General features: G+C 34.9%; 22 protein-coding genes and 3 pseudogenes. 12 read left to right on the forward strand and 13 right to left on the reverse strand.

The window, feature by feature from the left end; genetic code table 11:
• Nucleotides 1-172: 172 nt before the first annotated feature.
• Nucleotides 173-1,828, reverse strand: coding sequence for a helix-turn-helix domain-containing protein (locus tag ABIE66_RS28775; protein ID WP_370017248.1), 1,656 nt, complete (start codon nt 1,826-1,828; stop codon nt 173-175).
• The gene (locus ABIE66_RS28780) at nt 1,828-2,313 is read right to left on the reverse strand and encodes a hypothetical protein (protein ID WP_289323160.1); all 486 of its coding nucleotides are present in this window, start codon (nt 2,311-2,313) and stop codon (nt 1,828-1,830) included. Before ABIE66_RS28780 ends, ABIE66_RS28775 begins: the two co-directional genes overlap by 1 nt.
• Before the next feature lie 1,934 nt (nt 2,314-4,247).
• On the opposite strand from ABIE66_RS28780, the gene ABIE66_RS28785 reads away from it, so the two are divergent.
• The gene (locus tag ABIE66_RS28785) at nt 4,248-5,369 is read left to right on the forward strand and encodes a hypothetical protein (protein WP_370017249.1); all 1,122 of its coding nucleotides are present in this window, start codon (nt 4,248-4,250) and stop codon (nt 5,367-5,369) included.
• Between the two features lie 941 nt (nt 5,370-6,310).
• Here ABIE66_RS28785 and ABIE66_RS28790 read toward each other — a convergent pair.
• Entirely contained in the window at nt 6,311-7,213 is a 903-nt protein-coding gene (locus ABIE66_RS28790; RefSeq protein WP_370017250.1) for a hypothetical protein, read from the reverse strand.
• 583 nt (nt 7,214-7,796) lie between these two features.
• Here ABIE66_RS28790 and ABIE66_RS28795 point away from each other — a divergent pair.
• The 4 genes from ABIE66_RS28795 to ABIE66_RS28810 all read left to right on the forward strand — a co-directional run bounded on the left by ABIE66_RS28795 (nt 7,797) and on the right by ABIE66_RS28810 (nt 10,712).
• Complete coding sequence (locus ABIE66_RS28795; RefSeq protein ID WP_370017251.1) at nt 7,797-9,047, forward strand: ParM/StbA family protein; 1,251 nt, start codon at nt 7,797-7,799, stop codon at nt 9,045-9,047.
• A gap of 58 nt (nt 9,048-9,105) precedes the next feature.
• Nucleotides 9,106-9,576, forward strand: coding sequence for a hypothetical protein (locus ABIE66_RS28800; RefSeq protein WP_370017252.1), 471 nt, complete (start codon nt 9,106-9,108; stop codon nt 9,574-9,576).
• A 358-nt stretch (nt 9,577-9,934) separates the two neighbouring features.
• Entirely contained in the window at nt 9,935-10,174 is a 240-nt protein-coding gene (locus ABIE66_RS28805) for a hypothetical protein (RefSeq protein WP_370017253.1), read from the forward strand.
• 376 nt (nt 10,175-10,550) lie between these two features.
• Nucleotides 10,551-10,712 (forward strand): hypothetical protein, encoded by a 162-nt coding sequence (locus ABIE66_RS28810; protein ID WP_370017254.1) that lies wholly within the window; start codon nt 10,551-10,553, stop codon nt 10,710-10,712.
• 796 nt (nt 10,713-11,508) lie between these two features.
• Here ABIE66_RS28810 and ABIE66_RS28815 read toward each other — a convergent pair.
• Nucleotides 11,509-11,688 (reverse strand): hypothetical protein, encoded by a 180-nt coding sequence (locus tag ABIE66_RS28815; protein WP_367411922.1) that lies wholly within the window; start codon nt 11,686-11,688, stop codon nt 11,509-11,511.
• 750 nt (nt 11,689-12,438) lie between these two features.
• Nucleotides 12,439-12,660 (reverse strand): hypothetical protein, encoded by a 222-nt coding sequence (locus ABIE66_RS28820; protein WP_370017256.1) that lies wholly within the window; start codon nt 12,658-12,660, stop codon nt 12,439-12,441.
• A 183-nt stretch (nt 12,661-12,843) separates the two neighbouring features.
• Between ABIE66_RS28820 and ABIE66_RS28825 the strand changes: the two genes are divergently transcribed.
• Entirely contained in the window at nt 12,844-13,629 is a 786-nt protein-coding gene (locus ABIE66_RS28825) for a S8 family serine peptidase (RefSeq protein WP_370017257.1), read from the forward strand.
• 48 nt (nt 13,630-13,677) lie between these two features.
• A complete protein-coding gene (locus ABIE66_RS28830) occupies nt 13,678-14,232 on the forward strand; it encodes a hypothetical protein (RefSeq protein ID WP_370017258.1) in 555 nt (184 codons plus the stop codon).
• A gap of 481 nt (nt 14,233-14,713) precedes the next feature.
• Here ABIE66_RS28830 and ABIE66_RS28835 read toward each other — a convergent pair whose 3' ends face one another.
• Together ABIE66_RS28835 and ABIE66_RS28840 are read right to left on the reverse strand one after the other, a co-directional pair.
• Nucleotides 14,714-15,358, reverse strand: coding sequence for a hypothetical protein (locus tag ABIE66_RS28835; protein WP_370017259.1), 645 nt, complete (start codon nt 15,356-15,358; stop codon nt 14,714-14,716).
• Nucleotides 15,359-15,697: 339 nt separating this feature from the next.
• Nucleotides 15,698-15,871, reverse strand: a complete 174-nt coding sequence (locus ABIE66_RS28840) for a hypothetical protein (RefSeq protein WP_370017260.1) — start codon at nt 15,869-15,871, stop codon at nt 15,698-15,700.
• Between the two features lie 47 nt (nt 15,872-15,918).
• On the opposite strand from ABIE66_RS28840, the pseudogene ABIE66_RS28845 reads away from it, so the two are divergent.
• Nucleotides 15,919-16,154: pseudogene (locus tag ABIE66_RS28845) on the forward strand (exosporium leader peptide); the annotation flags it as partial.
• A gap of 189 nt (nt 16,155-16,343) precedes the next feature.
• Here ABIE66_RS28845 and ABIE66_RS28850 read toward each other — a convergent pair.
• The gene (locus ABIE66_RS28850) at nt 16,344-16,586 is read right to left on the reverse strand and encodes a site-specific integrase (protein WP_370017261.1); all 243 of its coding nucleotides are present in this window, start codon (nt 16,584-16,586) and stop codon (nt 16,344-16,346) included.
• Nucleotides 16,587-16,975: 389 nt separating this feature from the next.
• Between ABIE66_RS28850 and ABIE66_RS28855 the strand changes: the two genes are divergently transcribed.
• Nucleotides 16,976-17,461: a hypothetical protein gene (locus ABIE66_RS28855; protein ID WP_370017262.1), complete on the forward strand. Its 486-nt coding sequence runs from the start codon at nt 16,976-16,978 to the stop codon at nt 17,459-17,461.
• Nucleotides 17,462-17,705: 244 nt separating this feature from the next.
• Nucleotides 17,706-17,963 (forward strand): zinc ribbon domain-containing protein, encoded by a 258-nt coding sequence (locus ABIE66_RS28860; protein WP_370017263.1) that lies wholly within the window; start codon nt 17,706-17,708, stop codon nt 17,961-17,963.
• A gap of 1,129 nt (nt 17,964-19,092) precedes the next feature.
• Here ABIE66_RS28860 and ABIE66_RS28865 read toward each other — a convergent pair.
• Nucleotides 19,093-19,308 (reverse strand): annotated as a pseudogene (locus tag ABIE66_RS28865) (site-specific integrase); the annotation flags it as partial.
• 351 nt (nt 19,309-19,659) lie between these two features.
• Here ABIE66_RS28865 and ABIE66_RS28870 point away from each other — a divergent pair.
• Nucleotides 19,660-20,796 (forward strand): YibE/F family protein, encoded by a 1,137-nt coding sequence (locus tag ABIE66_RS28870; protein ID WP_370017264.1) that lies wholly within the window; start codon nt 19,660-19,662, stop codon nt 20,794-20,796.
• Nucleotides 20,796-21,572, forward strand: coding sequence for a YibE/F family protein (locus tag ABIE66_RS28875; protein ID WP_370017265.1), 777 nt, complete (start codon nt 20,796-20,798; stop codon nt 21,570-21,572). The genes ABIE66_RS28870 and ABIE66_RS28875 overlap by 1 nt, the downstream gene beginning before the upstream one ends.
• A 351-nt stretch (nt 21,573-21,923) precedes the next feature.
• On the opposite strand, the gene ABIE66_RS28880 is transcribed toward ABIE66_RS28875, so the two are convergent.
• The 4 genes and pseudogenes from ABIE66_RS28880 to rfbB all read right to left on the reverse strand — a co-directional run bounded on the left by ABIE66_RS28880 (nt 21,924) and on the right by rfbB (nt 25,042).
• Nucleotides 21,924-22,310: a hypothetical protein gene (locus tag ABIE66_RS28880; RefSeq protein WP_370017266.1), complete on the reverse strand. Its 387-nt coding sequence runs from the start codon at nt 22,308-22,310 to the stop codon at nt 21,924-21,926.
• A 478-nt stretch (nt 22,311-22,788) separates the two neighbouring features.
• Nucleotides 22,789-23,247 carry a dTDP-4-dehydrorhamnose 3,5-epimerase family protein gene (locus tag ABIE66_RS28885; RefSeq protein WP_370017267.1) on the reverse strand — a complete coding sequence of 153 codons (459 nt, stop codon included), beginning with the start codon at nt 23,245-23,247 and terminating at the stop codon, nt 22,789-22,791.
• On the reverse strand, nt 23,237-24,088 hold the full coding sequence (gene rfbD / locus ABIE66_RS28890) for a dTDP-4-dehydrorhamnose reductase (RefSeq protein WP_370017268.1): 852 nt from the start codon (nt 24,086-24,088) through the stop codon (nt 23,237-23,239). Before rfbD ends, ABIE66_RS28885 begins: the two co-directional genes overlap by 11 nt.
• Nucleotides 24,085-25,042: pseudogene (gene rfbB, locus ABIE66_RS28895) on the reverse strand (dTDP-glucose 4,6-dehydratase). The gene rfbD and the pseudogene rfbB overlap by 4 nt, the downstream one beginning before the upstream one ends.
• Nucleotides 25,043-25,053: the final 11 nt, after the last annotated feature.

The raw sequence follows: 25,053 nt of genomic DNA on the forward strand, positions 1-25,053 counted from the left end.
TCCTGCGTCTTTAACTTAAATAAGTTTAACAATCTAATACTCACATCAACATAAATATCAAACACCACTTTAACAAAAGAAATACCAGATCATTTATATACCTACCCATATTCATGGAGCATGATATGTTTGGATGGAATATCTTCAAAAAAAATAAGCATTGTTAAAATGCTTATTTTGCGTTTAACCACTCTTTCATTTTATCTAAGCTGACTGTATATGGACGTTTAATTAAATTCCTTTCATATCTGGACAAGGTACTATGGGAGATTCCCATTTCCTTAGCAGCCTCTAAAATGCTTAATCCCCGGTCGATTCTTTCCTTATTAATCGTCTCAGGGGAAACCTGTTTTTCTTCAACCATCTCCCTAGTTGCAACAGCCTCCCTGTCCGTCATACCCTTCAACATAGTTAATAAATTTTCTGTGTCATAGTCCTGATCCTCAATCAATAATAAATCCTGGTAATCTTCCATTCCCGTGATTTCATTAGGTGGGATGATTTGGACACGAGCCTTTAACCAGGTGTTAGCGAACCAATTTCTCTCCTGCTCTATTTGCTTCTCAAGGTTGTTTTCCTTATAGCTCCAACCTTTAATTATTCCATCTTGCTGCAGAGTATCCAATATTTCTTCAAATTGTTCCTTAATCCTTGAACCATATCTCGGGTTCACGTCCAAATCCATGACTTTTAAAAGACCTTTATCTCCCCCGATAAGATAAGCCCTAAGATAATCCGCACTCTTCTGGCGAATTCTCCATTGCCAGGACAAGTACCTGGATAACCGTTTATGGTACTTTTGCTTAATAGGATGGTATTCGAGAGTCTTTAATGCAAGAAGCCCACTGCTTCTTTGGGAACCGTACAAGAAGTTGGCAAGCAATTCCCCCGGGCGAATGCTACATTCATAAATACCAATCGGGTTATCCCCCCGGTAGGCTACAGTCACGCTATCCACCAAAAACAAGGGATTGAACTGCACTTGTCCAATTTCTTCAAAATCTCCCTGATCCTCATTGATGAACCTCAAATTCTCTTTTTCAATTCTGATCCATATCGTTGTGAGTGCGGCCAATCTTTTCATGATATCATCGCGCTCTTTTTTCCGGTAAGACATTTGGTAGCCGTCTAAATCTTCCTTCCTCCCTTGCAATCTCCTTAAATTCAAAGCGTCATCTGTATGGAAATGAATCATTTGGTCCTTATGAGTAGCCTGTTGCATCCAAAGAATAGAGACAATATCAAAAATGTCTGCGGTTAAGTCATCCATCGACGTGATAGCTTGAGAGGTGAGGTTTTTCCATTGTTCAATGGCTACATTCGATTTCATCATCAGATAATCATTTTCTGCCCTAACCTGAGCCGTCGCCTCTAACGCTCTTTCCGCAATTCTTGCAGTAGGAATCTCAGTAGCAATGTCGAATTCATTTTTACTGATGGTCTCCCTTAATTTGTGAAATAACAAGGCCGAACCGGACTCGGCAAAATTTTGATTCAACAGGGCATTTATCACTTCCCTGTTGTTAGACTTTGGAGAACTGGGTGAATTCTCTTCTTCTACTGTCTGTATGTATGGAAGTACAAAATTTCTAATTTCTTCTATGTAATCATCGACCCATTGTTCCATATTCTCGAATTTCAATTCATAATCTTTCACCAAGCTATCCAAAATCACAAAAAATGCTTTTAATGTTTGGCTAGGCTGGTAATCATCTTGACCTGACATAAGATGATTGATATCCATTTTCCATTCAACATAGATTTGAGGATAATCTGGAAAAACCGTTTTCATGACATTCAAAAATTTAGTTTGCAGGGTTTGTATCATTATTCTTTAACCCACCCTTCTTTTATTGACTCTTGGTATTCAATTGCGTACTGTTGGATGTAATCTTGAAAAACCACTGTTTCCAAAATACCCAAATCATGCAGAATGCTAATTGACTCAAAAGAAAGAAACTGAACGATCGGTTTTTTTTCTAGGATGGCATTTTTCAACTGTTGGACGTCCTTTTCCTGATAAAGGATAAAATTTCCCATCTGTTCTTTGATGTCGTTAGGGGAATAGCTGGTATCTTTAAAAGGTTGATTATGCGTACATTCATAGACCATCTCCCCTTTTATATAATAAGTCCTGACACTAAAATCTTTCCCAGCTTTATAAAATTCGATTTGTTTTCGAAACCAAATGGGGCCACTATATAAATGGACCACTGGTTTAGGAAGCACGCCACGCAGTTGATAGGTGGAAACCTTTCTCCGATCCCATCCGAGAATTTCCCCCACCTCTTTAACTCCAACTAAAAAATCCATATCTGTTCCCCTTTTAATCTAGTAATATGGTAATTATGAGTGAGTAGTGTTGCTTTTGTCAACATACGCTTTAAAAGAGCAACATCTTTTAGTTTTGACGTTTGCTTTCACAATGTGCACCATAAAACTTCTTCTCTGTAGCAGTCTAACTCTATTGCCAAATTTAAATTCCAGACTGGGATCTTGACAGCTTATCATGTTTTCAAGTTGACGTTTCCTCTCACAATATGCACAAGTCTCTTTGTATGGATTTTCTTGTGTGTATTCTCACTAAAATCTATAACTTTCGGTGCCTATTTTGCATATTCCACTTTAAAACTCAGCTACCTTCACAAGAGAAGATTAGTTGGGTTTCGTTATTATTTACGTCCAATCACTAAGCTGGTTTTGTGCAACTTGTACAACTTCTGCGGTGAATACGTTCAATTTGAGTAAATGGCCTATGAATCAATCTAAAATAACTGTTTGTGACTCATAATCAGAAAAGTCCTTATTTGTATCAATAATTGATAATGCGAAAAGGAGTTATTGAACGATAGCAGCTAATGGTTATTCAATTAAAGGGTGCGTTTGTGAATTAACTAAAGCCCAAATTCTCAGTGTTGTAAGCTAGAGATTGGGCTTTTATTATAAATATAAAAGTTACAACCAAATCCTTACGTGAATTTTTATTTCCTTCTGTTCAATAAAAGGGAACATGACCGGATACTTGCACACGTTGTTGTGCAAGTTTTTAAATTTTCGTTCCATTATAGATGATCCGTTTTTTGATGAGAATGTGGTTATATCAGCATTTCTTTCAACTCTATCATTTAAGGGACGTTTCCTTTTTCAATGTGACCTTTATATGGTTTACATCTATTCTTTCATTTGACGTTTCCTCTCACAATGCGCACACCTTTATATGGAATTGCATCTATTCTTCCTCTTGACGTTTCCTCTCACATTGTGCACACCTTTATATGGAATTGCATCTATTCTTCCTCTTGGCGTTTCCTCTCACAATGCGCATACCATTATTTGGGATTGCATCTATTCTTTCATTTGACGTTTCCTCTCACAATGCGCACACCTTTATATGGAATTGCATCTATTCTTCCTCTTGACGTTTCCTCTCACAATGCGCACACCATTATTTGGGATTGCATCTATTCTTTCATTTGACGTTTGCTCTCACAATATGCATACCATTATATGGAATCTTATCTGTTCTTTTCGACATGACGTTTGCTCTCACAATGCGCATACCATTATATGGAATCTTATCTGTTCTTTTCGACATGACGTTTCCTCTCACAATGTGCACAATGATAAGGGGATACAGGTTTATCTCCCGTTAACAAAACATCTTATAAACTCGACATCATCTTGCACATCTCATACATCCATAATAAGCTGTGCAACTTTTTCCCGTTTGACGTTTCCTTTCACAATGTGCACAATACCCTATATTTGATCTGAAATTTTTAAATGCATTTTGATAAACATCCAATTACACCCCTAAATTACCAACAAAAATTTCAGCCAAAATTAAGAACACCATACAAAATAGTGCCAAAATAATCTCTTTTTGTTCTAAAATGATTAAAATGACGTTTGCTCTCACACAAACTTGCACACATTTCTGTGCAAGTTTTTTTATTCATGCCCATTTTCGGATGGACTATTTTATAAAAACATTGATATATCAACGTTTTTCCGAATCCCCTCCCCTATAAATTCATGACGTTTCCTTTCACACCATGCACAAACCTTGTGAAAAAATGACGTTTGCTCTCACACAAAATTTTTTAGAGTTTTTTTCAATCCCTTGCCCCCCAAGGGATGAGCACCCGTTGTGCAACTTTGAAAATCCCTTAATAAAGGACACCATTTCCTGTTTTTCCATTCTGCTATAATTTAAACTAGAAAAATAGGCGAGAGGAGTGCCAAAAATGAAAGAATCTAGAATAAGAATCCATGGTTTTAGAATGCATCACGCTATCTTAAAAGAATTCCATTTTCTTCGTGATCAGTCATTTGAGCGCCCTCCTGCTTCTGCCTATGTCGTATATATGACCATGTTAAATCAATTACACGTAGAACAAAACCAACGAGGCATGCTTAAGGAATATAATCTTTCTTACTGGGCAAAGAAACTTGGAATTTCTTATTCTACCTTATGGGGAGGAAGAAAGTTCTTAGAAGATCATCATTTTGTGAAAGAGGAAATCCACGAAGGGTTACCTGTTATCGTGTTAAAAGATGTTGAAAAGTATAATACACCTGAACTTAATGGTGTATCTCTCAACTACCTAATCATACCGCATGCCCTTTTTGAAACGAATATTTTAGCAGAATTCGTACGTACCTCCAACCCGGAAGGAATTGAACTTCTCTTATCCTTACTAAACCAGTTCCGGACTGGTCTGTCTTTCAGCAAGACAGGTGAAATGGAGAAAATCAAACAAGAACGGACTATGAAGACACTTAAACTTCAACTAAACAAAAATGCAAAAGGGGTTCGTAAAACTTTAAGCGTTTTAGAAGCTCTATTTTCCATCGAATTTACAGGGGTGGAGATTCGTGGCAAGCAAATATGGATAAAAAAAGCCTCCTTTTCCTTGAAGCCGGAATGTGTGGAAGAAAACACGGATGAATTCAATGTCAACTCACTAATGGCGAAACTTTCCAAGGAGCTCACCTACTTCTTTGATGGACATCAAATTAAATTTAAACCAAGGGACCAAATCGATGTCATGATTTCCTATAAACAGGAAGTAATGAATAAACTGAACTATCTTATGGATGAGGACTATGAAAGCTTCACCATACGTGATCGATTCATAAAAAATTTCTTTTTACAAACAATCGATCAGATAGGAATTCATATACATACAGAAAAACAACGAAAAGGGTCTTTCCATTTCTACTCGATTGGCGCCTTTTTCAGAATGGCCTTTAGAAAGTACCTTCCTGGGGCCTTAAAAAAGATTCCTTATGAATTAATCCATGAAGCCAAAATCAAAGAATACACTAAAACCGGCCAAGCGCCAGAGCTGCACGGTGTAATTTAATAGCTTAACCAGCCTTGTGAAAAAATAGGACATTCACAGGGCTATTCGAATTTACTCCAAAAAAGCAGAAAAGCATTTACTTATAACAAAAGTCTTTCCTTCCCACATCTGCAACAGTTTTTGGCAGATTTATTGAGAAGGATTATTTTTTTACGTCTATTTGTTTCCGAATGTTGCCTTGTGTAATAGTGGATATTATAAATATCATACTGTGTATTTATGAATAGTTTAAAAAAAGCCCTGTGTATATGTGACTTCTTTTGCATTCTATATGTGGGAACGTGGAAACTCTGTTATAGCAACACTTAAGAATGGCTAAAACTCTTGTGCCACAAGGGATAGACCTAACAATTGAAAATTGCCTATTAGTTCTGTTTCTTTTAATAAATTTGTTTTCTCTTATTAAATATGCTTTTTTATTAAATTTGTTTATTTACGAAGAAATCCCTTCAAACTGAACAATTAAATATTAGATTTATATGAAGAAATATAAATATAAATAAACTGTCTTTCAAAAGATTACATATTGAATTTATGGCTTATTCATTTATCTTTATACAATCGCCAATAGATATCCAGAATATAGATGTTAAGCTGTGAAACGGACCCCATCCTAGAGAACCGTTCACGAAAATCGATTTTACCAATATTCTAGTTCTAAACCATCAAAAGGATACAAGTTTAGGCCCCCTTAGATGGGGCCCTAAACTTGTATCCTTTTCAATTCAACGTTATTAAGGGGAAAGGTCTTCCCTTTCCCCCCTTACTTGCTATAAATGTATAGAGAGCCAATGAGAAGCTATAGACCATCTTTGATCTTCATAAAGCAAAAGGACACTTTAATTCCTAATTTGAATCAGAACAATGAAATGTAAAAAAGTCATTTTGCGATAAAATGCAGCCAATTTTTTTCTGGAACAAAAATTAATAAAAAGGATTCATTAATCTTCCATGGTTTGTTCTAGAACTTTACTTTCATTTGTTAGATGTGCTGTTTCAGATTTTAACCTTTTTTCTAAAGCGAGTGACTCTTCTTCAATTTGATTAATCTTCTGCCTTATTGTTTCAATTTCTTCAAGAAACTCCACTTCAATATGGTCAGCTTTAATGTCTCTTTCATCCACCAGTATTTCAGCTTCTAAATTCAGAGTATCTTCTGTATTTTTTTTTGCAAAAAATGAGAAAAAGCCTGTATTTTTCTTTTGTTCCAAACTTTTACGTAACACATTCGCTGCTTGTCGATCCATTTTGCGATTTAACCGATGATTTTTAATCTTTTCTTCGATAACTTCAATTTGTCTTTGTCTATCAGCTATTCCCGTTCTCCGTCTTAGCAACTCCACTTCAATTAGATTGATCGTATTTTGTAGAGTAAAGGTTCTCATCATTACATTCTGCCTTCTATCAAATTCTGAGAATAATTGATCTAAGGTTTCTTCATTATATTTGCTCCCTTTTGCTTTCCCGCTATTTTGTTGAGGGATCGATTTTAGCGATAACTTAACTTGGATATCGGAGATTGTTTCGCCCCTCTCAATTGCCAGTAAAGTCATATGGATTTTAAAAACGCTGAGGTACGGCAATCGTTTTTTCCTGCCCTCTACATATATCTCTAAGTATCCCTCTAGCATCCTGACGTAATACCTTAGGGTCGAATTAGCTATATGAAAGATTTTATCGGAACAATCAGTAGTTGAATACATGGCATTCGGATCTAACTCTAATATATCTTTCTTAAATAGATTGCCACTGTATTCCTTATCAAGGACCAACGAAGTATATAATGCATCGTCACGAAGTGTTTCTTTAATTAAATCCTTATTAGCCTGGACTCTATTTGTCACGATAACCCTCCTCTTAACGCTAGTTTAACTATAGCTTATTTTTATCTACCTATCGCTAAGCGTCAATTTATCTGTATCTATAGTTTACCTACTAGATAAAGACTAATCAACTACGTTTGCTGGCTTTAATAGAAAAATGAAGTGAATCCAACTTAAACTAATCTAATCTAGTTTATTTTAAAAGTATCAAACGAATAAATTAGATTAGTCTAGATTAATAAGTGGATTTCTCCTTTGTGAATTAAGTTAAAACACCGATAACGTCAATTTAACGATAAACAACGGCGGTATAAAAACATTTAGCGGTAATTTGCGGAGATCTATAGTTTGAAAAAGGTAGTTAAAACACCGACAACGACAACTTATCGCCAAATACTTAATGAACATTAACCAAATATTTAATGGTTTTGTGTTAATATCTAGATTAAGATCTAGATAGCGCTAGTTTATCGATGAAAGATTAGCGATAGAACACCGATAACGCTAATTTAACGCTAACTTATTATTGACTTTAATGAAAATTCTCTATATATTGGATGTAAGTAGAATAGATTAAACTAGATTAGTTTAAAGGAGGAAAATCATGACAAAACTTGGTTTTTTATTTAAAGAGGATTATTTAATCGCAGGAGTAGATAGTGGGAACATCTCTAATAAAATTACATATATCGATCAAAATGGAAATGTTGTTTCAATAAATATAGCTAGTATAATCGGGGAAAACGCTGAAACTACTGCCGAAGATATGCCAGATGAGAGCTCAGATAAATCTTTTCCCGATGATATGATTCTACATTTACATATTAAAAGTAAAGCCTTACCTAAGAATCGAACAAATGCTTATTATACAGTAGGGGAATATGCTCAAATTTCAACGAATGACAAAAATAATTTAAGAGAAACCAGCAGTGATGCAAGAGATAAATTAGGGAATGAAATCCATGTAGTAACAACTTTAGCGGGATTAGCCTTAGCAGCTTGGAAATCGGGTAAGACCGATAAGGTAGACGTACCATTGAGTTTTGGACTTCCAATAGAAGAGGCCAAACAGGCGTCTTCGGAAAAAATAAACTTGTATATGGGTGAGCATGAAATAACAGCAATAAAAGGGCCATATAAAGGAAAAACCATAACCCTTAACATTACGGATGTTCAGCTTAATGTGGAAGGCGTAACGAGCTACTTGGCATTGGCCTTTGATTTAGTAGATGGGGAAGTGGTGGAAACCGAATTTTCATCACAAATCCATGACGAGTTTGCCATTGCTGATTTAGGAGCCGGAACATTGGATTTAGCTCTTTATGATGAAAATGGTTTAAATTCAACTAAATCTACAAATCATCTGATAGGTACAAATAAATATATTGATTTAATTATGAAAGAAGCAGCAGAACTAAAGGAATTTGACAGCATACGAAGCCGTTTTGAAAGGGTGGGTAAAACACCTAAGATTTCTTTTACACGTGAAGAATTCATGAGGAAGTTCATTAAGCCAGAAATCGATAAAATGATTATAAAACCTAAATATTCTCCTGTCTTTAAAGCGACATGGCAGTCCAAAACAGCAGATATCACAAAGATTGTTGATAAATACACGAAAGAATATGCCGAAGAAGTGAAAGATAAAGTCATCCGGTATTTTGTTGATACAAACGTTGGGCAAATGATTATTGTTGGGGGAGGACTTCTCTTCGCCTATCAATACTTAGCTGAACTTAAAGATGAAGATTGTCTATTTCCTCCGAATATTGATCAAGCCAGTTTCTTTACTAGTAAGGCATATCTCTTGAAAAATATTATTGCTGAAATTGAAAAGCAATCAATTGAAGCTTGAAAATTAAAGAAATGAGAGCAACATCTTTATTTAGTTGTGATACAAGGTGGTGGTAACGTTGTCCAATAGAAAAATCACTCCAGGTCGAGGTATTCAATATACCCCAAAAACTTCGATAAAATGGGCTAATGAATTTAATGAGTTGGCAGACAGCTTTAAAAGCAGAAATGAACTTATTAGCGCACTTATTGAAGATGGATTAAAGGTTCGGAATGGATCATATAAGGAACAAGGTATTTACCTTCCACTAGACGCCTTTGCGAATGAACAATTAGCAATTTTGAAAACAGAGGAAGGGCAGAAGATTCTTTATAATATCGTTTCTTTAATTGTCGGGAATCCCGAAGGGGCGGCGCTTGCCCAGCAAATGGTGCAGCCGGTATCCCAGAAAAGTAAGCTAGCTTCCTCACCAATTAGTCTATCTGAAGGGCAAGTGAATCATGAAGAAGATACTAAGGAAGGTAAGGGTCAATCTGAAGCCCTTTCTAAACTATTGAAGTTGGGGAAGATGACCAATTTAAAGGGATAAATGGAAATTTTAAATTATTATAGCACTGATATCTTAAGAGGCTAAGGTGTTGAATTAGCCTCTTTTTTTATTCTTACTCACACTTCAAATTAGGAATTATAGGCATTTGAGGGTTCCAGTGATTGGCCTTTACAGGTGTTTAAAATTTCTTTGAGTATCAAACTAATAAAAAAATAAAAACGGCAAAATGGTCCTTTTAAAGGATTTTATGAACCTTCAGAATTTATTATGGCTTTTACGATTGAAGGTAGTTCCAAAGAAGATCTTGGAAGTTTTCCTTAAGGTCAATTATGTTTTAATTTTAAAAAATCTTTCAATGTATGCTAGTTTTTTGTATTGTCTAATTAGGAGGTGACTTATGGAAAAAGAAAAAAGTTCCCTTTACGATAAATTAACGTTAGGATTATTGGCTGGGTTTTATTTTGAAATAAATAAGAACATTGAAAAAGGAATCTTGACTGATGCTATGTATCATGAAGTTAGATTAATTGAACAAACAGCATTAAGAAGGGGCATCTCACTTGAATACCTACATGATAAGGGTTCCTTTATCATTGAAGATGAGAAACTACTAAGAGGAACAACCATGCAACACTAAATCGTAGAATAAGAAGTCCAAAGATGTTTTCTAGTAATCCTTGGAAATGTAAGCGTTTTCTGTTATAATGAAAATGGGTTGGATGGCATGTGTGGCTGTCATAGTATCTGGCGTAGGCGGGGCCGATATCGGAAGAGGACTTAGAGAAAATATCCTTTTTTAGCTGAATAAAATCATACATAAACCATAAAAGTGAAAGACGATAAACCTCTTGGCTTCCAAGGGGGTTATTTTGGTGTAACTACCTCGGTTTGATTCGGTGGACGAAACGTTGGTTAAATTAGACGGACAAGTTCTGGCCCGATTAAAGAGGATAAACTCCAATTTAGAAGGGAATCGCAAAAGCTAAACCGAATAATTAACCAGAGGTGATCTTATGAAAATATCTGAATTACTAGAGTTAACCCAAAGTAAGAAAATAGCTGATATAGCAAAGGAAAGTCTTGAAATAGGTGAAAAGAAGACTGTTGAAGCACTCAAAAAAGCCGGCTGTTATTCAATCAGTGGAAAACGTGGGTGGCATTTTAATGGTGACTAAAATGTATTAAACCAATCTATCTATGAATATTCAACACCAAGCAGACGAGGATTAGACAGTGCCAAAAAAGAGGTTTCTGTAACATTAGAAAAAGCCACAGTTTTAAATAACCCAAGTTCCCAACTTTCCAATAAACCAGATAATAAACAAGTTGGAAAACCAACAATCCAACAAACCAAGAATAAAACCAGTAAACTAGCTAGGAAAAAGGTAACTTATGAGATTTAAGAACGGCTGCACGACGAATTGAAAATCAAGTCTATCAGAGAAAAGCGCTCGGTATCAGATATAGTGAATGAGATTATCAAAAAGTCATTGGAATAAATTTTCATATTTGTACCTGTAAATTAGTGTTATAACGCAAAATGACCTGTGGCACTGGATTGTATTTTTATTCACATTGTTTTTGATTTGCTAAGGTATAAAAATACCCCTGCAACCAACCTTGGAAATAGGCGGGGAACAGAGGCCATTCGCTTTACAAACTAATTTGAGAAGATCATCTATATGTATATTCCCCCAACTAATGAATCTACTATTCGGGGTATCCAAAGAGGAGGAAGTGAAGGGGACATTGATGTTTTATAGGGGGACACAAAGGGGACATTGATTAACATTTAGTGATATCACTAAATAACTGTTTTTTAATTATCATTTAAGCCCCACCTGAGAAAGTTCAGGTATCCCATGTAAGCCCACCTGAAAGAAATTAACGATATCATATAAAACACTAGGCTTTGCCTAGTATATCACCCTAGGTGATATCAGTTTTTCCTTATGCTCTTTCTCTCTTTCCTCACTCTTCCCAGAACTTCATAGCTTTTTTATCATCGGTATAAACAGTTACGTGTTTTTGTTTCGTTAAGTTTTGATAAGGTTCTCCTTCGCCAGTTAGTTTACGAAGCTCTTCATGCTGTTTTTCAACCCGATTTAACAGTTTATTTAATTCAAGAAAATCAGCTTTTTCTTTCTTCATATCATCACTCCTTTAACAACAATTTTTCAAATCCTTAAGGCTTTTTAAAACCCATTAAAGGCCTTATAGCGTCAGAAACCTTTTCACTACGGGGGGTATTTATCCTAACAATTATCATTGAATTTGAATAATAATTCCCATTCGATGGCATATTAATTACTACCTTGTATTATTAACTGCAAATACCCTTGTATCAGCCATAAAGCAGCTGGTATGAGGGTATTCTTATTTGTCCTGACTTTTATCTCCCCATAGAAGAAAAGAGCATAAGGAAAAAATGTCCCCAACTACGTTGCGGAACTAGGCAAAGCCTAGTGTTTTAATGGGTACATGAATTCTTAACAGGTGGGCTGATGTGGGACACCTGATTTACATAGGTGGGCTGACATGGGATACCTGATTTTTCTCAGGTGGGCTGATATTGGGCTGACTATTTTTTTAAGAGTAACGTTCTTGCTGCATCAAAATGAATAAAATTACTTGAAGAAAATAAAGAAGTTGAATTAATGAAAAACGCTAAAATGTTTCAATACGTTGTTTGTTTCTTCTTCCGTAATGCCGATATAACGCAGGATCCGTATTGGCAATCACACCTTACGAAAAACGTTTGGCTATTGGTTTTACAAAGCCACGAAGGATATTGCCATCTGCAGGATATTCGAATCGAAGATCCTTTTTAATACCTATAAAAAGTCGTATTACAACCAAGAAAAGTCGATTTTTAAATAAATCGACTTTTCTTATTTATTCTTATTCTACTTTTGAAACATCAAAACTATATGAGTTAGTAAATTGGTTATGAATTACTAATTCATATTCAAGATCATGTTCTTCTGCTTTTTCTACTAATAAATTCATCTCAGAAGAATTAAAATAACTTTGAACAACCGTTAATGCTAAAGCCAAAACAATAATTAATAACATTATTAAAAGTATTAATTGTCCTCCTGATATAGATATTTTAGAAAGCATAGTGATGTTTCCTCCTTATAATTTTAAAATAAGTTTAAATCCTTTTATTCTTACATTATACTATTTAGGAGTTTAATGGAATAGATTCATTTATTTGGTTGAAAGACGTTCTAATCATTTAGACTTTCTTTTCAACTTTTTTTGTTTAAAACAAAAATATTAAAGAACTAGGAGCCCTTTTTAATGAAAAATCAAAAAAAAATTTTAATTGTATCTGCATCTTTTTTAGGCTTATTTTTATTATCTATTCTAGTTTATAATTTTTTAGTTAAAGACAGTATCGTTTATTCAAATGTAAAAATAGCAATTCTGGATAGTGGAATCACTGAAGATGAGTTAATTCATAAAAAATATAATACTTTTACGAATACTGAAGAAACAAGCGATATATTTAATCATGGAACAAAGATTTATAATATCATACGCAACGTAGCTCCTAAAAATCAAAAAGTCCAATATTATGATATTCAAGTATTAAATAACAAAGGCTTAGGTTCAATTGAAAATGTTTGCAACGGGATAGATAAAGCAATTGAATTTAACGTTGATATTATATCTATGAGTTTAGGTTTTAATAATGATAGTGAAATATTACATAATTGTGTTAACAGAGCTGTAGATGAAAATATAATTGTTGTTGCTGCTAGTGGAGACACTCTATCCACTGATACCGATTATCCTGCTAAATATGAAGAAATACTTTCAATTGCTGCAGCAGACAGCGATAATAATTTATTTTCTTTTTCTTCAACTGGAAAAATAGACTTCATTGCACCAGGTGTTGATATTAAGACTTTAGATAACAAAGGAAATGAAGTTAAAGAAAGTGGTTCTTCAATAGCAGCTGCTTACTTTGTAGGAGAATTAATGAGTCAATTTACGGAAGATGAATTAAAGAAAAATGATTTAAAATTTGAAATTATTGAAAATAATGGTAGAAATTTTAAGAGATTAATATACAATGAATAATGTCAGACAATAAAAAATCTCGAAAGAGAAAGGGAAAGGGAGAAAGCAATGAAAAATCTTAAATTCATTACAGGTCTATTAGTTTTTGCACTTATTTTTAGTAGTTTATTAACTCCAGTTACTAACGCTCAAGAATCAGGAAGCAAAAACGAAGCTATTGCAAATTCTACATACTATTCAGTCAAAAATCATGAAATTGTATTAAATGAAAAAGAGGCTTTATCTGCAAATTCAAACATAGAAAAGAAAGAAATTAAAGAAGTAAAGAAATTTTTAAAATCACTAACTGATGAAGACATTGATCAGATTCTTGTAGCGAACGGTTATTCTTTAGAAGAAGTGAAAATTGATTCAGATTTAGCTCACGCAAATATTGTTTGGTTTGTACCAGTAATTATTATTGCGCTTTTAGCAACAGGTGCATTAATTTTTACAGCTCTTTACTTCAATCATAAAGAAAAACAGAATTTAATTAATAAGTGTTATGCTAATAAAGGTTATCCGGTAATTGATAGCCGTGATAGTTCAGGAGTAAATGGAACAACCAACAGTGGTGCAGCTAAATCAGCAAATGGATACAAATTCGAATGTAAAAAAAGATAAAGATCAAAATAAGACCTTGCTTCTTTTTAAAGAGGCAAGGTCTTATTTTGATTAGAAGAAAGATCTTCAATCGAAGATCCTTTTCAATTTCCGATAATTATTGATTATGTAAACTAGATTTGTATAGGATATACAAAAAAGACAGTGAAAATAAAAGGTACAATAAATACTATTCAGCATAGACCTATATATTGCTGATAAAGCTGATAAAGCTGATAAAGATTCGTTTACAGGAAAACTTCATGACTCTTATGGTTATGACCATACTTATGTAGGTAATCATGTCAGGTAATTTGGTAAATGAAATCATATTAGCTATTCAATCAGTAAATAAGCGATATAAAAAAGCTTGGCTTTTTGCTGCTTGATTACTTCAAGGGGATGCTATCCTTCATACAGGCAACAAATGGTTTAGACCTATGAAAACAAGAGAGCACATCAATTGGTGTGCTCTCTTGTTTTCATAGGACCGAACTTCAACTTATCCGACTCGTTTACCATCCCATGTTATACTCGGTGTAGCTTCCGCATAACCTAAAGCCCCAGTCCAACCAGTCGTATAATCAGGGTTAAATTTAAATTGGATCTTTCCACCCGCGTGGCCAGATGTAAACCATCTGCCTTCCAAAATCAATCGTCCCGCACTAGATGTAAGGGTACCTTTAATTGTACCTCCTGGTTGTGGGAATGTCCCAGTAATATCATTTCCAGTCTGTCTTAATGTCACTCTTCCGAAAGTTGTTTCATATTCCCCAGTAACATTCGGTACAGCTAGTTGAGGTGCTGCCTCACACTGAAGATTCATATTATTTGTGATGTTGAGCCAACCTAATATCAATTTAGGATTATGAGCTTCAACCTTCGTCGGCCAAAACAAAAAATCTCCTCCACCAACTGGAAACATATAAACCCATTTATTCTGACATCCTATTATAAGTTGTTGCTGCTGTGTTATACATTCAGTAGGTTTATATTCAGCGGTGTAAATATATCCATATAAAAATCTATCCTTTAAATATCCAGCATTGACGGGAAGAAACGAAAAAGTTGAAGGCGGTTGATTTGCAAGATCCAACCTGATTGTTGTCCACTTATTCATACAGTTTTCTGGAATGTTATATATCATATCTGTTCATACTCCTTTCTTTTACTTTTTCACATTCATTCCCCTTAACTAATACGAGTACCACTCCAGGAATTAGTGTATACAGATTCTTCACCAGTACCATAATTCCCAGAGAATTTGTTAGGTGAAGCAAAATAAAACCCTATATTTTCCACATTTCACGGGATTACACCATGTACCATCTAAAAACCACAGAGATCTGTTGAAGTCGAAATAAAGATACCCGTCTAAATTTATATTTCCATCTGGGGATCCTCCATCTACAAAATAACCAAATCGTCTGAATTTGATTTTTCCACGTGTAGTATCCCAATTTCCAGCTACATTTGGTACTGGTCCCTAACAGGTAATAGGTTCATAAGGGTATAATCCGGTGTCCATAGCCATCAACTCACTTTTATCAAAGTACCAATAACCAGTGGGGGTATGTTTCCAAAGTCTTCCCGGTCGTTGTGAGGTTTGCTCAACCCATTCTTCCTGACTATAACTATATTCAGTTTCCAGGTTATTCATGTTCTCTAACTCCTTTACGTTCGCTTCTTTATAGGTTATGGGTTATGAGTCTAATTGTTAATGGTGTTAATAATGTCATTACTAGGGTAAGAGCAACAGTTGATTCGATACCTATTCGTTCTCGAGTAACACTTGTAGGAACTAGTACATCTTTGGTTAGAGTCGATGACGCTTTCGGGTTAGCTTATACACCTGCTAATCCAGGGGATTGGGTGGCTCCTCCTCGACAACAGTACAAGAAGCATTAGATAGAATAGCAGCCAGTATTGGTCCTGTGCCATAATTGAGCTAGCTTAAGGATATTATAAAAACGAACAAATAGCAGATTATTATTTTGTATTTTGTTGGTGTCATTCATTAGAATGGCCCCTTATTATTTAGGGATTTATGATAATACAAAAAAATAAATGTCCCCACCCTTTTGTATATTTGTACTGTTGTTAATATCTTTTGTACATCCCCATATCACGGATTAGTGAAAAACGCTAAAATGTTTCAATACGTTGTTCGTTTCTTCTTCCGTAATACAGATATAACGCAGGGTAACGGATGGATGAGAATGATGAAGCATCGCAATATCCTTGTTAGCTTTGTAAAACCAGTAGCCAAACGTTTTTCTTAAAATATGGTTGCCGACATGTTCCACGCCAGCGAAGTCTGCAGCCTTATTTAATTGCCGGGAGGCCTCTGGTAGGGGGATGGGGTGTTCTCCCATCCTGGACGGGAATAAAAAGGACTCTGGACGTTTTTAGCCCACTCATAGACTTCCTGGAAGCAATTCGCGATATACATGTCGCGAATTTTTTGCGTTTTGCCTTCCTTCACTCGGAGAATCTTGTTTTGTTTGCCTTTGAGGTCCAGGATCTACTTCGTGGTCAACTTAAGCCACGAAGGCCGGTTTCACATCCTACAACAAACAGGATGTGAAACCGTTTTTAGCAGAATATAAAACATTTACTAAATTACCAACGTTTGTATATTTGTTTATATATCTATAAGACTACATAAGGATTTGTATAGCCATGAGTTGAATACATGGTGATGTGAAGGTAATAGGATGATGTATACCGAATAAAATCAGTAAGAGGTTTAGGAGGGGATTACATGACAACATACTTAGAACAATTCGCACGGAATCGGAGAAGAAAAGAAAAGACAGAAGTATTAACCGCACGCCTTCCAGAAAGCTTGTACTATGATTTTAAAGGTTATTGCGCCGAACTCGGTCTATCTATCAGTGAAGCTGTTTGTCTACTAGTAGAGCGTGAAATGAGTGGGAAAGGGAGAGTATCAGAAGAACTTGCAACTTCGGATGAATACAAAATGAATGATGATGTAGTCGAAATGGATACGGAAGTAGTCAAAGTGGTCGCAAGAAGAAGTAATTCAAATACAAATAGATTCATAACGACACAATGGCAGGTAAATGGACAGCTTCCATGTCCATATTGTGGTCGATGGCTGGTGTCTACTAATTTTTCTAGACATGCAAAACTACACTCAACGACTACGCTGGAAATTTTCACGAATGAGAAGTATAGGGAGAAAATCACTTCAATGATTAAGGCGAAACAAGAAGAACTAAATTAGCAACCATTGTCATTAGTTCAACTAACTTGCCCTGTTACAGTGGATTCGTACCATTAAGCAGTTGCATTGATCGTAACATTTGCAGAGTGCGATTTGATATTTTTAATTGTCTTAAATAGTCCAATTCGTGACATGCAAATAAAGGTACGGGCATTACCATCACAGATCTTAGAAATGAAGCTGAAATTATCTTTGTTTAGTTAGATAACTTGTTTTTAGAATACCATTAGTAGGGGAATTTATAATGAAGCCATATAAAACATGTCAGAGTTGTGGAATGCCGCTATCTAAAGATTTATTAGGTGGAGGAACTGAAAATGACGGTAGTACAAGTACTAAATATTGTAGTCATTGTTATTTAAATGGTGAATTTACTCAAAATATTACTGCGATAGAAATGCAAGAATTTGTTCAAAATCATTTGATGAAGAATATGAAAATGCCTAAATTTATTGCAAAGTTTTTTACTAGAGGAATCCCAAAGTTAGAGCGATGGAAGTAGTCAATTACTAGAAATCCAACATGCATCTCCCATCTGAAAAAAGGAGATACTAGATTTTAAAAGTATCTTCTTTGTATTTTTGAAACATTCCCGTTTTTATTAAACGATACGAATTTAAGGGCAATACTACTTACGAATTGTAGTATTGCCCTTAGTTTTTCACATCTGAAACGACTTTATTGTCTTTATCAAAATGAGACATTGTTATGTTCAAGCTATTGTTTCAATGAATTTAAAAGAAGGTTCTGATAAATTCAGGAAATATGCCTGGTCATTTTCTTACTATCAAAAATGTTATTTTCCCTAACAATTATAATAGTGACAAATAAATTATATGTATTTAGATATAGACCTCGCTAGAATATTTTAATTTAATATATACACAAAGTGGTGGTTTGTAGATACCCTTGCATAATGTTTTCGTTTAGGAATTCAATATGTACGGAGTACCAAGTGTAAACAACAAAAAAGTTAAGACAAGAACATCTCTGGTAACTTTCTTTGTCCACTTATGCGTGAATGGGTGTTGAGTCAGCGGGTTGTTACTGGCAAGAGTTTCTTCTTGATCCGCAAGGTGATCTCTGCTTGTTTTTCCTCAGATATCACCTAAATCTCTTCTTCCCGTTTTATCGGGGAGAGGTAAAGGCGGGAAATCGGACATTGAAGATTATGGGAAATGAAATAGCACAATTAAAATGCAGATTCATTAAGTTAGAGAGTCAATATAATAAGCCGAGCTGTATTGGTCGGTTTCTTCAAATTTGATTCCTATTTCAAGAGAAACGCTCCATTTTTATCCTTCATTGTTGCAGTATTCACTATGAGGAATCAGAGTGAAATTAAATGAATTTATCAACTATCTTTTAAACTAGAAATAGAAGTAAAAAAAGCCATAGGGTTCGTAAATGTACACTTTCGAACAGTGACGTTAAAGTACGAACTAGTTTCAAGAACTTACTTTGACTTTTACGAACGTTTTGAATGCGTCATTTTATTTTTAAAAATGAAAAGCTAAATGTTTTTAGTAGGATGTTTGGGGCTGTTCTCCCTTCCTAGACGGGAATAAGGGGCACTGGACGTTTTTTTTGCTAGTTATAGAACTCCTGAAATTAATTCGCGATATACATGTCACGGATTTTTTGTGTTTTCCCTTCTATGACCCGGAGAATCTTGTTTTGTTTGCCTTTGAGGTCCAGGATCTGTTGTGTGGTAAGTTTGAGAAGGTCCCTGACACGCAGGGCGGTTTCGCAGCCTACAACAAACAGGATGTAATCTCGTTCGAACAATGGCGCTTCAACGCCCATTTCATATCTTCTAACTGCTGCTGAACACGAATTGGCTGCAGAACTTTTGGTTAGTCATCTTGATCGACCTTTCTTTCTTCATTTTAAACCCGGCTCCTTCCCCCTTAAAACCTTGTTTGAATGTCCGATTTTTTTCTTTTTTCAGTAAAAAGAGAAAATCATAAAAAGCCAATGAAATCAATGTTCTGTTTTCACGAAAATTACAATTATCATACTTTCAAAACCGAAAAGAAACATCCCCATGGTTAATCAGTGGAAATTTATTATTTCGCAAATTAAATTCTATTCATGATAAGATAAAAAAAATCAAATACTAGTAAGGAAGGAGGGAGTCAATCAATTCTGGCTCTTTCCTGCCTTTATTGCCCACCCGATATTTTGGAGGTTTTTTTTTGAATGTTATCGTAAATAAATTTAAAAAAATGGGTTACAAGCATGTTTCTTTGTATGCCATCATAGCACTTTGTTTTGTCGCCTCTGTTTTCTTTGTTAATCACAATTATTCATTCTATGAACTTCCAATAGCGAAAGTCATTAAAACAAATCTGGAAAATACAACTGAATTGAATGATATGTATCAAAATGAAGATCGACTATTTACCCAAAGTATAATAGCCGAATTACAAAATGGAGAAGAAAAAGGACAGCTTATCCATTTAAAGAATGAATATTCCTCATCCGGAGCTTATGATCAAGAATATCAAGTTGGAAATGATTTATTTGTTTCGATTGATACGAAGACAGAAGAAAATTCAGAGTTAACTGGAACCATAAAAGACGTAAAGCGTGATAAATTTGTGTTGATTGTAGCTTGGATTTTTATCGTGACATTACTTATCGTTGGTAAAAAGCAAGGACTGTTTTCAATTATAAGTTTGGCAGTAAATGCCATTTTGTTGTCATATGCATTAGATTTTTATTTGAATACATCAGACATTAGTTTGGTATTGATATGCAGTATAAGTATCATTCTATTTACGGTCCTTTCCCTTTTACTCGTTAATGGTTTTAATGAAAAAACATATGCAGCTATTATTGCGACACTGTTAGGGACTTTTTTATCGCTGTTCATTACTTATCTTGTTATGTGGTTAACTTCCGAAAATGGCCTTCGATATGAAGAAATGCAATTTGTCACTCGTCCTTATAAAATGGTGTTTATGGCAGGGTTATTTATCGGATCTTTAGGAGCCGTAATGGATATAGCCATTACCATGTCTTCTTCGATTTTTGGGTTATATGAAAAGAACAACCACATATCAGTAAAAGCACTTAAAACTTCAGGATTAGAGATTGGAAAAGACATTATGGGAACCATGACAAATATTTTGTTTTTTGCCTATATAAGTGGCTCCATACCTATGATTATTTTGTATTTGAAAAATGCTTCTGCATTGGGATTTACCCTTTCCATGAATCTTACATTGGAGTTGGCCCGTGCCCTAGCTGGGGGTATTGGAATCGTGTTAACTATTCCGATAGGTCTATATATTTCTATTTTTTTCATTAATCGAAAGAGGGAAAGATAATGAATGTATTAGTGTTGCTAGCGTTCATATTATTAATATTGATGATCTTGATAGGTGGAAAAAAAGGAGCACGTTCATTTTTTGCTTTTTTTCTAAATTTTGGTGTGGTACTTTTCACCATCATTTTTATGACAAATCCAAATAATGATCCGTATATCGTAACATTGATTGCATGTACGGTGATTAGTTATATTAATTTATTTTTTATTAACGAAGTGAACAGTACAACAAAAACAGCATTCATTTCTACTATTATCACGATTGTTATTGTCCTCTTTTTTATTGTTCTTGTGACTGAAAATGCGATGATACAAGGTTTTGGTGAGGAAGAAATAGAAGAGCTTAGCATCTTTTCCCTATATATTGGAGTAGATTTTGTTAAAATTGGAGCTTCAGTAATTATTATGAGTACTATTGGCGCCATTATCGATACAGCCATGGCCATTTCATCTCCCATGCGAGAAATGTTTCATCACAATCCATCCATTAGCAAGAAAGATTTATTTACATTTGGATTAAGTATGGGGAGGGATATCTTAGGAACAACTACGAATACATTATTTTTTGCCTTCTTTGGTGGCTATTTGGCATTGCTGATATGGTTTAAGGATTTATCCTATTCTGTTGGAGAAATCGTAAACTCAAAAATATTTAGTGCTGAAATGATCACTATATTTTGTGCTGGAACAGGTGTAGCCTTGATAATTCCTATAACTGCCTTGATTACTGCTTATTTTTTTGTGAAAACAAGAGAAAATAAAGAGAAAGTTATATAGGTTTCATGGCAAACAGGCTTATAAGCACTCATTTATATAAGAGGAATAAGTCTTGATGGTGTTCCCTAATAGCATTGCAAAGAGTATCCATCTGGTCTGTTTAATCCTCTTTACGGAGGGAGGTAAGTTTAGTTTTGCTAGCCTTCAATAAGGGCCATTATATGAATACAGATAGAAGAATGAGGCTGCCAATTGGCGGCCTTTTGTATGACTGTTTATAAAATCATACATCCAGTGTTTACTATCTTTTTTTTATAAGTTAATTCTCTGATAAACAATAAAACATTTGGAAAAAATACCCAAATATTTTATTGTCTCTTTTTTCAATGAAAGGTAGTGTTTCTAATGATTCTATATAACTTCAATTAAAGGACGTTTGATTTCCACCAAGTCTTTTTGAAGGAATGTTAAGCCTGGTACTGTAAATGTTCCAGCATCAACAGCAAAGTGATTAATAAACAGATCAGGATCGCCAGGATGTTCAACTCTTAATTCATAATGGAACGGAACTACCGGGATACTACGCGTTTCTAGTCGGTTAGGCTGTATCGTTACAGTCAGGGTAGTTGCGACAGGACTTCCAGTGTTCCAGTTGATAATCTGGAATCTAATAGTTTGAGCAGTCGTACTAAGGTTAACTATTTCTATATGGGCTGCGGCTTGTCCTACAGCTGTGTTTAATACTCCTGTTGAAAGAATCTCAAAGTGTTCCGAAGAGCTACTTTCTTCGTGACTCATATATAGCACATCCTTTTTATATAATCATTAGTTGTGGAGACTAGTCTTTTTAAGTCTAAAAAACCAATGTAATATAGCATATTATCATTTTTCTAAAAGGACACGGTTTTTGTTTACTACCTTTAGCACATTTTGTATTAGGTTATCGCCAGCAAATCTCTTTACAGTCACATAGGATCTATGATCTCACATAAGGGTTAACTCTTGTAAAAATATTCAAGTACTCGTTCAATCTATCTAGTAACCTACTTTCCTTCTATATCATTACTGATTTCTTCATTTATCCGAATATCCCTTGAAGTCCAACCCTTTTTTAGCTAATTGAGCCTCACGTGTTAAGTTATGATTCACGTACCCACAGGGAGATAATCCCAAGGCTTTTATAGACCAGCGTCAATTATGAAAGCTGCTCTTTATTGAGCAGCTTTCCAGGTGTAATCGCTGGTTCCCTGTAGGTTGTATGAGCTCATATAGGTACTTATCTATGTTTTGTTTCCCAATCAAAATTAATTTCTTTATCATCCCAAGGAATTCTTTTCTCATCTGGTTGGGAAGGGTTATACGACTTTGTCGTACAATACAGAACTGTTGCTGGATTTTCACCAAGCACACGGTAACCGTGAGCCACACCTTTGGGAATAAGTAAAATACTAGGATTGTTTTCGCCCATATAATAAACATTGGTTTCACCCTTGGTAGCAGAGTGTTCTCTTAAATCATATAAAACGACTTGAGCATTACCTGATGGGAAAAACCAAAGGTCGTCTTGCTCTTCATGGTAGTGAAATGCTTTGATGACGCCTGGATAAGATGTAGTCCATGAAAGTTGACCAAAATGAGATAAAAGATGGTCATCATCTCTTACCACTTCTGCAAAAAATCCTCTATCATCACAATGCTTAATCAATTTCTTAGAAATGACACCTTCAATGGCCATTTTCATCATCTTCCTTTTTTAAGTATTCATGTAATCCTTCTTTCCAATTTCGCAAAGAGATCCCATTGGAATTCAACTTTTTTTGACTTAAAACCGAATACATGGGTCTGGGTGTTTTAAGACCGTATTCTTCCGTAGAAACAGGGATGACTACAGTTTGTGAGTTTAAGAATGTTACAATTTCGGTTGCAAACTCAAACCAGCTGCAACTTCCAGAGTTTGTGACATGATAAATGCCATGCGGTTTTGTTAGTAGTTTATTAATCGCTATTCCAAGATCTTTCGTGTAAGTAGGACAACCATATTGATCTTGAACAACACGGATTTCTTGTGAATGACGGGCTAACTTTTTTATGGTATTGACGAAATTTTTCCCCTCATGTCCGTATAACCATGACGTTCTAATAATTGTGGAACTTTCATTAGCAGCTAGTGCTAATGCTTCGCCGAGTTGTTTGCTTTTTCCATAAATCGTTTGGGGGTCAGCAGCATCTTCTTCTTCATAAGGTTCACTTTTTTCTCCATCAAATACATAGTCAGTACTAATATGAAAAAACTTCACTTTTTTCTCCTTTGCTTCACTCGCTAAATAATAAGGTCCAATACCATTAATTAAATAAGCTTGATCTATATCCGCTTCGCAAAGGTCAACGTGTGTAAAGGCTGCAGTATTAATAAGATAATCCGGCTGGATTTTCTCAATCATTTCTTTTATTTTCGTACGATCGGTAATATCTAATTGTTGTTTAGTATATGGATATACCACATAACCTTCCTCTTTAAATAGCTGAATGAGTTCTTTTCCTAATTGGCCGCCTGCACCCGTAATGACAATCTTCATGAGGGAGTCCCTTTAAATTTGTTCATGTGCCATCGCACTGTTTTTTCTAACGATTGATCAAAATTAGAGGTTTGTTTCCAGCCTAACTCGTTTTGTAACTTGGAAGAATCAATGGCATATCTTCGGTCATGACCTTTTCTGTCTTCAACAAATTCAATCAAGTGTTCAGGCTTACCCATTATTCCTAAAATTTGTTTTACGACATAGATATTTTTTCTTTCATTTTCCGCCACCAATATTATAAACTTCACCCCATGTTCCATTTTCAAGAATAAGAGAAATTGCTTTACAATGATCTTCTACAAACAGCCAATCTCTTATTTGTAGACCATCCCCATAAACAGGGATTTTAAGGTTACGAAGTGCCCTATTTACAATGGTTGGGATGAATTTTTCCATGTTTTGAAAAGGACCGAAATTATTACTGCATCTTGTCGTAATTAAAGGTAATTTAAATGTCTCATTGTAAGAGCGCACCAATAAATCTGAGCTTGCTTTTGTAGCTGAATAGGGGTTGTTTGGTGAAAGAGGGGATTCTTCTGTGAATGGTTGTTGAGTCGGGCTTAAAGTACCATATACTTCGTCTGTGGAAATATGGATCATTTTTTTAGCATAGCCTTTGATTAATTGTTGTAATAATTGATAAGTACCTACAATATTTGTTTGTATGAATTTATCTGCACTTTGAATACTATTATCAACATGAGACTCCGCGGCAAAATGAATGATTGCTTCATAATTTTGATCCATCACAGCTTCAATATCTTTCTCATCTACAATGCTTCCTTTAATAAAGCGTAATCTAGAATCAGATGTTAAGGTACGTATCTCTTTAGGATGACTTGCATACGTAAGAGAATCTATAACCGTTATATTGTATGAAGTATTCTTTAGCAAATAGTGAACAAAGTTGAGACCGATGAAACCAGCCCCGCCTGTAACTAGAAGATTCATAATTGCCCTCC

The sequence above is a fragment of the Peribacillus sp. B2I2 genome, from assembly GCF_041261685.1.
In the GTDB taxonomy this organism is placed as follows: domain Bacteria; phylum Bacillota; class Bacilli; order Bacillales; family DSM-1321; genus Peribacillus.